Source organism: Enterococcus sp. HMSC072F02, assembly GCF_001837725.1.
In the GTDB taxonomy this organism is placed as follows: Bacteria; Bacillota; Bacilli; order Lactobacillales; family Enterococcaceae; genus Enterococcus_B; species Enterococcus_B lactis.
This window is the reverse complement of sequence record NZ_KV833910.1, coordinates 1-14,275: the sequence shown is the minus strand read 5'-3', so window position 1 is coordinate 14,275 and position 14,275 is coordinate 1. Positions and strand designations below refer to the sequence as shown.

11 protein-coding genes and 2 pseudogenes are annotated in these 14,275 nt (G+C 38.2%); 6 read left to right on the top strand and 7 right to left on the bottom strand.

All coding sequences use genetic code 11. The annotated features are described in order from the left end of the window. Positions 1-15: 15 nt before the first annotated feature. The 4 genes and pseudogenes from HMPREF2731_RS02565 to HMPREF2731_RS02550 form a co-directional block, all read right to left on the bottom strand. Positions 16-1,044, bottom strand: a pseudogene (locus HMPREF2731_RS02565) (IS256 family transposase); the annotation flags it as partial. A 1,577-nt stretch (positions 1,045-2,621) separates the two neighbouring features. Continuing rightward, positions 2,622-4,085, bottom strand: a pseudogene (locus HMPREF2731_RS02560) (IS1182-like element ISEfa7 family transposase). 63 nt (positions 4,086-4,148) lie between these two features. Then, positions 4,149-5,192, bottom strand: coding sequence for a BMP family lipoprotein (locus tag HMPREF2731_RS02555; protein ID WP_002340328.1), 1,044 nt, complete (start codon positions 5,190-5,192; stop codon positions 4,149-4,151). 160 nt (positions 5,193-5,352) lie between these two features. Then, positions 5,353-6,036 carry a cyclic nucleotide-binding domain-containing protein gene (locus tag HMPREF2731_RS02550; RefSeq protein WP_024636397.1) on the bottom strand — a complete coding sequence of 228 codons (684 nt, stop codon included), beginning with the start codon at positions 6,034-6,036 and terminating at the stop codon, positions 5,353-5,355. Between the two features lie 194 nt (positions 6,037-6,230). Between HMPREF2731_RS02550 and HMPREF2731_RS02545 the strand changes: the two genes are divergently transcribed. From HMPREF2731_RS02545 to HMPREF2731_RS02520, 6 genes are all read left to right on the top strand, one after another. Next, positions 6,231-7,160 (top strand): phosphate/phosphite/phosphonate ABC transporter substrate-binding protein, encoded by a 930-nt coding sequence (locus HMPREF2731_RS02545; protein WP_002297858.1) that lies wholly within the window; start codon positions 6,231-6,233, stop codon positions 7,158-7,160. A gap of 60 nt (positions 7,161-7,220) precedes the next feature. Then, positions 7,221-8,012: a phosphonate ABC transporter ATP-binding protein gene (gene phnC, locus HMPREF2731_RS02540; RefSeq protein ID WP_002297857.1), complete on the top strand. Its 792-nt coding sequence runs from the start codon at positions 7,221-7,223 to the stop codon at positions 8,010-8,012. Beyond that, the gene (phnE, locus tag HMPREF2731_RS02535) at positions 7,984-8,763 is read left to right on the top strand and encodes a phosphonate ABC transporter, permease protein PhnE (protein WP_008266449.1); all 780 of its coding nucleotides are present in this window, start codon (positions 7,984-7,986) and stop codon (positions 8,761-8,763) included. The genes phnC and phnE (HMPREF2731_RS02535) overlap by 29 nt, the downstream gene beginning before the upstream one ends. Beyond that, positions 8,760-9,542 carry a phosphonate ABC transporter, permease protein PhnE gene (gene phnE / locus HMPREF2731_RS02530; protein WP_024636398.1) on the top strand — a complete coding sequence of 261 codons (783 nt, stop codon included), beginning with the start codon at positions 8,760-8,762 and terminating at the stop codon, positions 9,540-9,542. Before phnE (HMPREF2731_RS02535) ends, phnE (HMPREF2731_RS02530) begins: the two co-directional genes overlap by 4 nt. A 2-nt stretch (positions 9,543-9,544) precedes the next feature. Beyond that, a complete protein-coding gene (locus HMPREF2731_RS02525) occupies positions 9,545-10,348 on the top strand; it encodes a metallophosphoesterase family protein (protein WP_024636399.1) in 804 nt (267 codons plus the stop codon). A gap of 83 nt (positions 10,349-10,431) precedes the next feature. Continuing rightward, entirely contained in the window at positions 10,432-11,979 is a 1,548-nt protein-coding gene (locus tag HMPREF2731_RS02520; RefSeq protein ID WP_002297851.1) for a bifunctional metallophosphatase/5'-nucleotidase, read from the top strand. Between the two features lie 296 nt (positions 11,980-12,275). On the opposite strand, the gene HMPREF2731_RS02515 is transcribed toward HMPREF2731_RS02520, so the two are convergent. The 3 genes from HMPREF2731_RS02515 to HMPREF2731_RS02505 form a co-directional block, all read right to left on the bottom strand. Further along, positions 12,276-12,473: a hypothetical protein gene (locus HMPREF2731_RS02515; protein ID WP_002297850.1), complete on the bottom strand. Its 198-nt coding sequence runs from the start codon at positions 12,471-12,473 to the stop codon at positions 12,276-12,278. 75 nt (positions 12,474-12,548) lie between these two features. Continuing rightward, positions 12,549-12,749 carry an ATP-binding protein gene (locus tag HMPREF2731_RS02510; RefSeq protein ID WP_002297848.1) on the bottom strand — a complete coding sequence of 67 codons (201 nt, stop codon included), beginning with the start codon at positions 12,747-12,749 and terminating at the stop codon, positions 12,549-12,551. Positions 12,750-12,868: 119 nt separating this feature from the next. After that, the gene (locus HMPREF2731_RS02505; protein ID WP_008266458.1) at positions 12,869-14,164 is read right to left on the bottom strand and encodes an ISL3 family transposase; all 1,296 of its coding nucleotides are present in this window, start codon (positions 14,162-14,164) and stop codon (positions 12,869-12,871) included. Between the last annotated feature and the right edge of the window lie 111 nt (positions 14,165-14,275).

Below are 14,275 nucleotides of genomic sequence, written 5' to 3'. Positions count from 1 at the left end.
TATTTGTCTCGCTTAATTATACAAACGGCGTTGCTTATTAAATCCCTCAATTAAATTCGTTGAATAAATAGTTCTTCTAATTGAGGAAGGAAAATTATAAAAGGTTAATATAGCAGGATTCATAAGTAATCTAATCACTTTTGGATACTGTTTTTTCCATTTTTCTGTCATAAAATTTATTTGATTAATAGCTTCTTCTTTTGAATCGGCTTGATAGACAGTCTTAAAATCATCACAAATTTCTTTTCTATCGTTGATACGGACTTTATGCGCAATATTTCTAGAAACATGAACACAACACTGTTGAAATTGAGCATTTGGATAAACACTATAAATACTGTCATTAATACCACTTAATCCATCTGTTACTACTAATAAAACTTCCTCTAAACCACGATTTTTTAAGTCTTGAAGGATTTCTTTCCAAACGTAAGCAGACTCTGTTGGAGCAATATTAAATCCTAAAACTTCTTTTGTTCCATCTAAGCGGATACCAATTACGATATAAACGGCTTCTTTTGAAACAGTTTGTCTTTTTACAGGAATATAAGTAGCATCCATGAAAATGATTGGATACTTAGATTCTATTTGTCTTTCTTTGAAAGCTAATACATCTTCAGAGACAATCTTACTTATATTTGAAATTGTTTGTGGTGTATAATAATGACCATACATTTTTTCGATTAAATCAGAGATTTCAGACATGGTGATTCCTTTTTGAAACAACTGAATTATGGTTGTTTCCAGAGTATCATTGCTTCTTTTGTAAGCAGGTACAGTTTGTTGAGAAAACTCTCCATTTCTATCTCTTGGAATAACTAAATTCAATTCTCCATACTCGGTTTTAAATGATCGTGAATAATTCCCATTGCGGGAATTACCCGTATTAAAACCGGCACGATCATACTTTTCATAATCAAGAAAAGCTGTTAGTTCAGCCTGCAGTAACGAATTGATGGCTAATTCTAAATGTCGCCGAAATAAATCATCTAGATCACCTTTATTGATTAGTGTTTCCATAATTTCTGTAGTAAAATGTGTCATGAGAAAGTCCTCCTATAAAATTTCTGTGTGGTAACTTTAATTTTACAGAATGGACTTTCTTTTTTTCTACTCAAAAATTCTATTTACACAAAATATTTTACGCTATCTAATTTAAACAAAGAGAATGATATCTTATATATTTAAGTCTTTTCTGTTCATTTTTGGGTTATCTTCAAAATTGTTTAATCATTAGAACTAGTTCTATCAATCTTGTCCTTTCTTTACCCCTATTGCCATCTCAAAAACAAACACTTTTATGTCCGATTTTTCAGACATTTTTTTGTTGTTTTTATTATAAAAAGTTTGTTTTTTTCATTATGATAGTTAGAAAAAAATACCATTCTCTTGCATAAATGAAATGAAGCAAAGAGAATGATCAATTAAAAAATGATTAACTATTCTATTATTAGGCTATTTGTATTATTCTTCTGTCACTTTTCTATCAAAAAAGCCAGAAATAACTAGATATAGGTATTTCTTGCTTATAATATAATATTTACGCCACAGCCTCCCAATGATTCTTTTTGGAATCATAATCTATGATGATTTGCAGTAACATAAATAAATAGGATCATCGCTGGTAGTTTATCCAAGAGCACTCAAGAAAATACAAAATGTATTGTTCAAGCGCCTATCGTAATGATAAAATGAAACAAATAAACGATACAAGGAGGAAGAGACCTTGAGTAATGGCAAAAAATTTTTTTCATTGTAAAAATCGTTCAGTTGCTAATCTATGGGGTTTCGGTAGCGTGGGCATTTTTTTATAGAGGAATCACACCAAACTGGCCATTTTATCTCTTGTTAGTGGGAATATTAGTAGGAAATTTTGTCCCCCTTCACTATCGTACCAACTTTTTTTCAACTGGTTCTGGTCTTTTTCTTAAAACAAAGACGCGAAAATTAGAAAACATTATTGAAATGACAATTACCTGTATGGTCATTTTCTTAGTAATATTCCTAAACGTCTTCTAATAAGAATCTCTTAAAATTAGCTTGTTACAGTTAGTTAACTAGTTTGTATTTTTCCTAATTTAAATAACACAGTAATTTTATCTTCCTCATTAACATCTTTTGCCACCTCTTTGTCTTAAATTTGAAACATACAAGTAGAGCTACGGACACTAAGAATGTTTTGGCTCTGTTTTTTTGCATCAAAATTACTCTGATATAGCTAGCTGATAGCTTCCGTCCATTTGAATGAAATTATTTTCATTTCACCTTATTACGAAAGGAGGTGTGACAAAAATCTTGTCACACCTCCTTTTTCCGAACAAAAGTGTTCCAGAAGTAGCTTCTTCGAAAAATAAGCCGAAATTTCACAAAAATTTGAGAAGCAATTTTCGTAAATTCCTTCTTATTTCTTGAAGCTGCCCACTTCTGTCACAACCTCTATATTTAAGTATTACCCCACAGACCCTTCCATATAGATTTTTAAATTACACACTAGTTTAAACTAAAACAAACAAGGAAAAACTTACCATTTAATCAAAAAATTAGCTCATATGAATATATTAGAATGTAAAATAGACTGGTCAAAATCTGGTCAAAAAAGAGGACTAATACAGGTAGTCCTCTCAGACTGTAGACAAAAGCTGTTCCAAACTCGTAACTCGAGCTTGGAACAGCTTTTTATCTACTTCGTTTCGAATTTTTGAACAAAAAAATAAAGGCTCCTTGCCTTTCCATAGCCAGGTGGCTAATTTCTTTAAATTCATTGCAGCAAACACTAGCATCGTATGCGTCGCGACTTTTTCCAAGCCTCGATACTTGGTCCAACGCATCCCATGCTTTTCTTTTGCATCCGCAAATATTCGTTCAATCGTTTGTTTCCGTTTTTTGTAAATTGATTTATTCAGATCTGTTAGGCGAAGATGTTCCACTTCATTCATCAGATCTCCCCAAACATGTCTCGTGATGACTCGTTGATGATTTTTACTTTTGGTACATTGGTTTAGCAGAGGACAGTTCACACATTCTTTTAAATTGGATTTGTATTCTCGGTACCCTTCTCGAGTAACCGTTGAAAAAGCGAGCATTTGATCTTGCGGACAAATATAACAATCAAAATACTCGTCATAGAGAAACTCATTTTTTGATAATAGCCCCTTTTTCCCTTTGGGCCTTGAATAAGGCAAACAAGGTCGAAGGTTCAAATGAGTCAAAAAGTGAGCAAACTTAGGTGTCTTATACCCAGCATCAGCGACAACACAATTGATTTCAGGAAAAAGTCTCTTCGATTGTTTGACGAGCTGAAAGGCGACTTAACTGTCATGAATATTTCCAGGAGTGATGATTGTGCTAAGAATAAATCCATTGTCGTCGCATGAAGTATGGGCAGAATAAGCAAATTGTTTTTCTCGTTCGCCTTTGACGTTGTAGCCGCTTTCCGGATCAGCTTTACTTATTTTTCTTTCTTTCAGCTTCACTTCCTTTTCTAAGTCCAAAGTAAAAGGGCGTTTTCCAGCCTCTATTCGTTGACGATTGATCTCATCTTCTAATTCATCCTGATAGGCTTTCGCTTCATCATGGGTCATTTCTTTCGTAAACTTATGTTTATTGGCGTTAGCTTTGATGTGGGTAGAATCCAGATACAAATTATCCTCTGTTACAAAACCTGCTTTAACTGCTTGTTCTAAAATATAGGCAAAAATATCCTCAAACACCGTCGTTTCTCTAAATCGGCGAACATAATTCTTTCCAAAAGTTGAGAAATGGGGGATTTTCTCTTCGAAGGAGTAGCCTAAAAACCAGCGGTAAGCGACATTAGTATCGACTTCCTTAATGGTTTGTCGCATGGAACGGATACCGAATAAATACTGAATAAACACCAATTTGGTCAGAATCACTGGATCGATACTTGGGCGACCTAAATCGGAGCAAGTGGCTTCGACGATTGGATAAATAAATTCAAAATCAAGCACGGCATCAATCTTTCGAACGAGATGATCTTGAGGAACTAGATCATCAATCGTAAGCATCGCAAATTGATTTCTACCATTCGTATTGTTTTTAGACATCATAGCTATCACTCCTTGCATTCGTTTTCATAAATCTATTATAAAAGAAAAGACTGTAGACATCATCCATAAAATGGACTTTGTCTACAGTCTGAAATCACCACTGATGATTTTCTCTTTTGCGTCTGAAACTGCCTGATAGGCTTCCTCTGATAATTGTCCTTTTGTCAGATCTACCCCTTCTTCTTTCAAACCAAAGGTCAAATGCTTGCCGCCAGGAAATTTATCGTTATGAGAAGTTTCTGCAAATTCTTTGACTTCTGCACCGACATTTTTCTTTGTAGAAGTCAACGTGAAATTCCCTGTCTCGCCGTTCTCCATTTTATAATCCCCTTCATCCGCTTGATCGCGATCTACACCAATCACCCATACTTTTCTGCTATAGTCGTTTTCATTGCGGGCTTTTGCTTCTTGGAACACCCCAGCTCCAGTACTTCCTGCCGCCTGATAAAGAATATCGACTCCCTCTTTGTACATAGAAGCAGCAATAGCTTTTCCTTTATCTAGCGAATCATAGGATGCGGCATATTGTACGTTAACAGTAATTTCCTTGTTCAGTGCTGTGGCCCCTGCCTTAACGCCAGCTTCAAATCCGCTTTGGAAACGTTGGATCACGGGCCCTTCCATTCCACCAATAAAGCCTACTTGATCACTTTTTGTCGTATATGCGGCAGCTAGTCCTGCTAAATACGCACTTTCTTGATCTTTAAAGGTTGCTGATGAGATATTCTTTTTCCCAGTAATCTCACCATCTACCAAGGCAAATTTCAACTTTGGATTATCTTTAGCAGCATTTTCCAGTTCCTCTGCTTGCAAGTAGCTCAAGCTAATAATGGTGGTAAAGCCGTTTCTGATTGCCTGATCGATATTGGTACTGTTATCCTCTGGATTGTTCGTTTCTATATACGTAAAATCTTTTTTTGCTGTCAGCTTTTTCTCTTTTCCCCAAGCCTCTAATCCTTCCCAGCCAGCTTGATTGAAGGAGCGGTCATCAACCCCGCCAAATCCAAGAACCAAAGCGATTTTACTTTTCTCTTTTTCACTTTGCTTCTCCCCCTGAGACTGACTACAGCCGACTAACGTTACTAATGACACCAAAAACAACAATGAAACAAGTATTTTCTTCAAAATTTTTCTCCCCTTTTTATGTGTCTTGACACATTGAACTTTTAAAAGTATAGCATACCAATATATAGAACACTACTCTTCAACGAAGATTTTCCGTTTCCCAATTTCTCCACTATCAAAAAACCAGCAATCACTTCTGACTGCTGTTTTTTTATAGCTGTTATTCTGCTTTTACTGGACTACTTATATTCTCAGCTAAGTCCTCTAAAGCTTCGATATCATGAATCAAGTAATAATTCTTTTTCTTTTCGATAATATTCTCCTCACGAAAATTCGTGATTGTTCGTAAAAGATGTCGATAACTGACATTTAAGATTGAGGCGCAGGTGGTTAACCGAAATGAGAAACGTTCGTTTTCGTGATGGGTCAAAATAAACTTTGCTAAACGAGTTTCAACAGGTTCTGTCAGTGAGTTCGCCAAATTTATCCCGGAATTTAAACGATAACTTAGTAACTGGCAAATATTCTGCAAAAAGCGAATATCTTTTTGAAGCTGTGTTCGATATTGATTTAGCGGAATGCTGATACAGATGCACTTAGTCACTGCTTTAACGCTGCTTTTCGGCGATAATTCCCACAATGAAGAGGCTTCGCCGAGTGGTGTAGCGGGCTTTGCGTAATCGATGCAAATATTTTGTGTATCAGAAGAATACGAGTACACCATTACCGTCCCATCCACTAAAAAATACAAATAATCTGAGGTTGTTCCCGTTTGAATGAGGTGCTCTTCCTTTTCAAAAAAAAGTAAAGAAGCCATTGCCAATATATCTGAATCCATATAATCCTGCAGGTTGTGCTTCTCAACGTAAGCAGTTAATTGCTTCGTATCATGGATTTTTTTCATGAAATCGTCACCTCTAAGAAGTTTTTCTTTATTATAGCTTAGATTGTTTTTCGGCTCAATACGAATAATTATTTATAATTGTTTGTAAATTGTATGTAAAAGTTGTGTAAAATAAGACGTGCGTCACTTCATTGATTTTGATTCCCTGCTATGATTTAGACGTATTAGAAATTATATCCAACAGGAGGAGAAAAATGCAGTTCAAACAGTTAGCAAAAGGGTTCATCGGAGTCATGTTATTGACCACTTTGGCGGCCTGCGGTTCTGGGAATACAAGTAGCAGCTCAGAAAAAGAGAGCAAAGAAAAATTAGTTGTTCAATTCGTTCCAACAAACAATGATGGTAGTATGGAGGCAAAAGCAAAACCATTTGCTAAGTATTTATCGAAAAAGTTAGATCGTGAGGTAGAAGTGACGTTAGCTACTGATTATTCAACGATCGTCGAAGCGATGTCTTCTGGTCAAGTCGATGTCGGAATTATGCCGCCTGCAGCCTATGTTCAAGCAAAGGATGCTGGAGCTGCAGATGCAATCCTGACTTCTCAGCTCGGCGATTATGATCAAGAAACTGGCTTGCCATTAAAGGACAAACTTACGAACACCTTTAAAGGAGAAGTATTGGTTCGTGCCGATAGCGGATTGAATAAGTTAACTGATTTAAAAGGAAAAAATATCGCAACCTTAAGTCCTAACTCTGCTAGCGGCTACATCTATCCTGTCGCTGAATTGAAAGATGCTGGGATTGATCCTACTGCAGATACAAAGATGACCACTGTGAATGATATTCCGAGTGAGATTACCGCAGTGTTGAACAAGCAAATGGATGCGGCGTTTGTTTTTGAAGGCGCGCGAAATGTTTTTGCTTCGAATTTCCCAGATAATGATTTATTTAAGGATTTAAAAGTCCTGTACCTGACAAAAGGCGATATTCCGAATGACGCAATCGCTGTACAGCCTGACATGTCAAAAGATTTAAAAGCGAAAATTAAAGAGACCTTCTTAAATATGAAGGATGATAAAGATGGCAAAGAAGCAATGGCTTTGTGGGGGCATCAGGGCTATGAAGAAGCTGCTGATTCTGCCTATGACACGATCAGAGACTACACGAAAAAAGCAGCAGAATAAAACATCAGTAAGTGTCAGCAAGCTTTTTTTTGCTTACACTTAAAAAAATGGAGAAGGATAATGATTATTTTTGACAATGTTTCGAAGGTCTATCCCAATGGCGTTGTTGGCTTGAAGGATATTGACTTAACAATTGAAGATGGAGAATTTGTTTCCATCATAGGGTTGAGTGGTGCTGGAAAGAGCACTCTGCTGCGCAGTATCAATCGCTTGGCAGAAACCACCAAAGGAGATATTCGCATTAATGGAACCTCTATTACAAAAGCGAATAAAAAAGAGCTGCGACAGATTCGCCGCCAGATTGGTCTAATCTCGCAAAGCTTCAATCTGGTAAAGCGTAGTACGGTTCAGAAAAATGTGCTATCTGGACGTTTGGGCTATTACTCCACTTGGAAAAGTATTTTAGGTCTTTTTACGAAGGAAGACTACCAGCAGACAAAGGAAGCACTGGAAAAAGTTGGTTTGTCTGATAAATTGCAGACACGCAGTGATGAGCTCAGTGGTGGGCAACAACAGCGAGTATCCATTGCGCGAGCACTCGTGCAGCAAGCCCCCATTATTTTAGCGGATGAACCCGTTGCATCATTAGATCCAATCACGACTCAAAAGGTTATGATGGACCTAAAAAATATCAATCAAACGATGGATAAAACAGTCATTGTCAATCTGCATTCAGTCCCTCTGGCTCGTGAGTTTTCTACGCGTGTGCTCGCGTTAAAAGCTGCTCAGGTTGTCTTTGATGGTCGTCCAGACGACTTAACCGATGAACGCTTAGAGCAAATTTATGGCAATGCAATCTTTGAAGAAAAGGCAGGCGAAATCGATGAGCTTGAAAGAAACCGTTCACTTTAAATGGTATAAACACCTGCTTATTCTTCTGTTCTTAATTGTTTGTTATCAAGGAAGTGCCTGGATCACGTCAGCTGATTTTTCTCAGGTTTTTCAAAACTCCAATCAAATGACTGTCTTTTTATCACGCTTCATTCATCCAGACTTTAGCTATTTACCTAAATTAGTCGAGCCTATGGTGAAAACACTTCAAATGTCTTTGCTTGGAACGGTCATTGGCTTAATTTTAGCGATCCCTGTTAGTTTTTTAGCGACCACTGTAGTGACAGAAAACCGTCTTCTTTCTACCATCTTTCGTTTTCTTTTAGGTTTAGTACGGACCATCCCTACCCTGCTTTTAGCCGCGCTTTTTGTTGCTGTGTTTGGAATTGGTGAAGCGACTGGCGTGTTGACTATCGCTGTCTTTACTTTTGGTATGGTGTCACAATTAATGTTTCAAGCAATTGAAACCATTGACTTTGGCCCGATTGAAGCCGCTGCGGCTGTTGGAGCAAATAAAATGCAAATCGCTATTTGGTCGATCGCTCCACAAGTTTTGAGTCAGTTTGCGAGCTATGCTTTTTACGCGTTTGAGGTGAATGTTCGTGCTTCTACTGTCCTTGGATATGTCGGAGCTGGTGGTATTGGCGTTATTCTAAATTCCTCACTTGCGCTTTTGAATTATGAACGAGTTTCAATCATTATTCTAACGATCCTAGTAACTGTCGCGATCGTTGATAAATTAAGTGAACGTGTCAGGAGGTCCCTGTTATGATGCTTCGTGAAATGAACAGAAGAACCCTTTTATCATTAGTTGCTTTAGTGATTCTCGTTATTTTGTTGGCCGCTACTCTGGATTACTCTGGATTAAGCACCTTCTCTCCTTCCATGGGAATGGACGTTTTGAGAGGGTTAGGTCAGCCTGATTGGCAGTTTCTATATGATGGCAGCGGCGAGGATTTGATTAGTTTGCTATTATTAACCATTGGAATCGCCTGTTTAGGGACAATGATCGCTACGGTATTAGCGATTCCCATTACCTTGATCAGTGCGGTTAACCTCTGGCAAGCACATCCATGGGTAACAAAAAATGGCAAGCTTATCTGTAATGTTTTACGAGCTTTTCCTGAACTAGTTTTTGCAATTATTTTTGTGAAAGTCGTCGGACCTGGCCCCTTTGCTGGTGTTATGGCGATTGGCGTCCATCAGATCGGAATGCTTGGCAAACTTTTTACAGAAGAAATGGAAGCGATGGATGAGCGACTTGTTGAAGAAATGCATGCGGTAGGAGCAAATTTTTGGCAAACGATTTTCTTTGTTCGCATCCCCTATTTGATGCCGATTTATTGTTCTTTAGCATTAAATCATTTTGAAATAGCGGTTCGTAGTGCGGCTACCTTAGGCTTAGTTGGCGCTGGCGGAATCGGTGCTCCATTGATATTCGCGATTCAAACTCGGTCTTGGAGCAAAGTGAGTATTATTTTGATTGGCGTAGTCGTAACCGTGTTTATTTTAGATCAAATAACCGGAATTATAAGAAAGAAATTGAGATAAGAATGAATATATTGCATATATCAGATATACACTTTCGCAGAGAGTATGAGGCTTGTGAAGAAGGCTATAAGGGAATGCTGGCTACGATGCAGAATCCCCTTATCCATCTGGAGCAATGCATTCATCATCTCCTGCAGCAAACACCCTTGGACCTTGTGATTATCAGCGGAGATTTAACCGAAGATGGCGAAATAGACGATTATCGATACTTGAAGACTTGGCTGGAAAATGCGCTAGGAGAAACGACGATTCTTGTTACTCTAGGCAATCACGATATCAAAGAACATTTTTGGGTAGGCTGGTGCGATGAAGCCGCCTCTTCTGCCCCGTACAACCAGATAGTCAAATATCCTGAGTTTACAGTGATTTCCTTTGATAATTCAAGCTATGGATACGCAGATGGTATAGTGGACGATCAGCAATTTCAATGGCTGAAAAAAGCCTTAGAGCAAGAAAAAGACCAACCGATTTTCTTGGTCACCCATCATCATCTACTGTCTCACCAAAGCAGTATACCAAAATGGCCTGGTACCGAACGTTTCTTGAAGCTAATCGCACCTTACGATATTCGCTGTATCCTAAACGGTCATACCCATCACACATTTACTGATGAAATTAATGGGATCCCCTATTTTACTGTATCGAGTATGTCCTTTGTTGGTGAAGATGAAGGCGATGGCTTCGTACGCTTTGAAGAACGTCATGGGTATAACCTTTATCATCTCGATCAAGGAAGGATTGTTCGCCAGACAACAGAAAACTTTATTCCAGGCAACATTTTAAAAACACTTCAAATGAAGGATTAAGGCATTATAAATCAAAAAAAGAGACCGAACAGCTGAATACGCTTCGGTTTTTCTATTTTGAGTCAGCTAAAGGAGCACGCAGAATGAACATTACGTTTTTAGAGACAAGTGATATGCATGGCTATGTTTCACCAACAGACTATTCCGGCAGAACCGATCTGGCCTTAGGAACGGCTAAAGTATCGTCGAAACTGAAGGAATTACGGGCAAAAGCAGATGGACCGGTAATTACGATCGAAAATGGTGATTTCATCCAAGGGTCTCCTTTGAGTTATTATCTTGCTAAAGAATATGGTTCAGCCAAAGAGCTTACAGACTTGATTAACCAAATGAGCTATGATGTTCAAGTGTTGGGAAATCATGAGTTTAACTATGGTGTGGATTATCTCGAGGAAGCGATTAAGAATTATCAAGCGCCTATATTAGGAGCCAATATGGTGAACAAAAATGACCAACCATACTTTGGAAACGCCTATAAGATTATCGAAAAGGTGGGTGTAAAAATTGCTATCTTGGGATTAACGACACAATACATTCCTCACTGGGAAAAGCCAGAAACCTTAGCAGGAATTACGTTTAAGAGTATCGTCGAAACAGCAAAAGAATATGTTCCTCTATTAAGGAAACAAGCAGACTTGGTAATCGTTAGTTACCACGGCGGATTTGAAAAAGACTTGTTAACCGGTGAGGACACAGAAGCGCTAACTGGAGAGAATGAAGGCTACGAGCTATTGCAGCAGGTTGAAGGCATTGACGCCCTTTTCACCGGTCATCAGCACCGGAAAATTGCTGAAACGGTTCATGGTGTTCCCGTTGTTCAACCAGGCTATCGTGGCGAGTTCATCGGTGAAATTCGTCTTACCGTCGAGAAAAAAGAGGGGCAAGTGGTTGTTACAGATCACCAGGTTGCTTTACACTCAGTTGAAAAATCAGAGCCTGATCCAGAAATTCTTGCAGCGATCGTACCGGTAGAAGAAAAACTAGAGAAATGGTTGGATCAACCCTTAGGTAAAGTGAACGGAAATATGCGTATTAATGATCCGATGCAGGCTCGTCTTGAGGAACATCCCTATGTAGAGTTTATTAATCGTGTACAATTATTTGCCAGCGGCTCAGAGATTTCTGGAACTGCGTTATTCAATAATGAAGGAAAAGGCTTTGGTGAGACGATCACGATGCGGGACGTCATCACCAACTATATTTATCCGAATACTCTGGCAGTGATTCAAATAAATGGTGCAGATTTGAGAGCGGCGTTGGAGCAGACCGCAAATTATTTAGCTGTAGAAAATAACCAAATCGTATTCAATCCAGCCTTTATTCAGCCTAAGCCCCAGTACTACAATTATGACATGTATGAAGGGATTCAGTACACTATTGATATGAAACAGCCTGTTGGACAACGGATTACCGAACTTCGTTTTAAAGGTCACCCCGTTCTTCCGCAACAAATGCTGGAAGTGGTGACAAATCAATATCGGGCAATCGGCGGAGGAAATTATGCGATGTTTGGTGCGGAGAAAATTGTCCGAGAAATCCAAATCGACATGACCGAATTAATTGCCGACTATTTGAATATTCACCCACGCATCGAAGCAAAAGTGAATCATAATTTTCAAGTGATTTTGTAGTATATAAATAAAAAATTCAAAAAGGTGTGAGCAGTTTTTTGCCCACACCTTTGTTATGCCAAATTGTTAGGCTGTCTGATTTCCATCCAGCCATTCTTTAGCCAGCGATCTACCTCATCAAAACAAAAAATTTTCCTCTGATGGTTCCTTAAATAAGACTATTTTGATCCTTTTTCCATGAATAAGATTTTGCATCAGACAATACTTCATTTCTGAAAAAGTTGCGGCACCAATATAGCCTAATACCCCTTTCCGATCTTGATTAAATACAAAAAATAAATCCGCTGCTGCGATATTTAAAAAAAAGTCGTCAAGATTTCTGGATACTCTTTGTCTAGGATCGGACATGAGCGAGGATAATCAATTAATTCAATGCCTTTTTTACTGAAATCTTTTTCCATATCTCGATATTCTTCTTGGAAAACAATACTTCCAGAAATAACAGCTTTCACAAAATTGGCCTCCATTTTTTTATTTTTCAGACACTCCACCATACCGGATACCTCTCAAAGAAAAGACATAGCAAAAATCAATAGCAGCTATCTCTCCACGGTTTTTTACTGGTAATTTTATTTTTCTTTTGGAAATTGTATCAGGAAGGTCGTTCCTTCATTTTTTCGGCTGGTCACTTCAATTGAACCGTGGTGCAGGCGCACTAGTTCCTTCACGATTGATAATCCAAGACCTGACTCGCCTATCTTTGTATTTTTACTTGACGGATCGGCTTTATAATAGCGATCCCAAATGTTTTTTTGTTCCTCTTCAATCATGCCGATGCCATTGTCCTCGACAGTAATAAATACAGGCTCTTTGTCAAATGATGTTGGTAAAGAGAAATCTTAGAATAATTTGGACAGAACAGAAAGAAGAAACTCTCTTTCTGTTCTGTTTATTTGGTTAAAAATGTTTTGCCATGACGAATCATGATCCGTAGTTTGAAATTGTAAAAGCTGCGAAAGCCGTACGCATTGCGTTTTAATACTTTGATGTGGTTGTTTAAACATTCCAAAGGTCCGTTTGAATAGCTGTAGTGAAGCGCATTTTGAATCTGTGGCAGAAACTTTTTAAACGTTCGTAAAGTGGTTGTATAGGTTTCAGGAAGACCGCTGACTACTCTGTTTAAACAGTCCTCAAATAATGACTGATCTCTTTTCTTTACCGCATAAAGAACGTCTTGGTATAACTGATAGCCTTGGCGCAGGTTGGGACAAGCAGCTAACAGTCGATCGACAATCTCACTTTCAGTCAAATAATCTTTAAAACTGGCACGCCAAATCCGTTTTTCGTAGTTTAACTTTACTTCTTCTTTTTGTAGGAGTTTCCAATAGCGTTTCAATTTTTTCCCTAGTCCTCGTTGAGAGTGGGAAGTTCCTTTAAGTCGTGCAGTTGTTTCTTTCACTCGATGATTCAAGAAAGTTCTGCCAATATGTTGGACGATGTGGAAACGATCGATGAACAACTGAGCATTCGGGAAAAGCTTTTTCACCAACGAAACATAAGGCGCATACATATCAATAACAATCAATTGAACGGCTTCACGAGTCGCTAATGAAAACCGAGAAAAATAGCATTCTAAATAAGGCAAGCGTCGATTTTCGACAATATCCAATAATGCATGGCTTTGTCCGTCCATCATGATAAAACTCATTGCACTGGCAACACTTCGAACCGATTTGAATTCATCAAAGCATAAGACCTTTGGCAAAGCCTGTTTGAAAGGATTCAATGGGCGGTAGAATCGCTTCATGACACGATAGACCGAAGAAGTGGAAATATTTTTCTGACGAGCGATTTCCGTCATGGAAGTATTCTCTTTTAAGCGAGCAATGACAGACCAACGAACTTTTTGACTAATGAAACAGTGTTTTTCAGCAACAGAGGTATCCGCTACGAATGTTCTTTGGCAAGACTTACATTTAAATCGTTGTTTCTTCAACTCCAGATAAGTGCGATACTCAGACGCATCATTCAGTAACAACCGAACGGTTGTCGTCCCCCAACGAATGATCCTAGAGGGGACGACACAAAGACAATGGGAACACTCTTCTGGCTTGTACAGAAGAGTTCCTTTGTAAATCAAGCAAATTTGCCCTTTGTATTTTTCTTTAGTTAAACAATTTTCCTCGAAATAGATATTTAGGTCTAGAATATTTAGGGTATCTTTGATAAGCTGAGTATGAGACATCTTGAATCCTCCTATGAATTGGTAGCCAAATTAATTCTAAAGGATTTCAGGGTGTCTTTTCTATATTTTTTTTATACAAAAAAGGGTTCTGTTGCAAAGTTTTAAATAAAG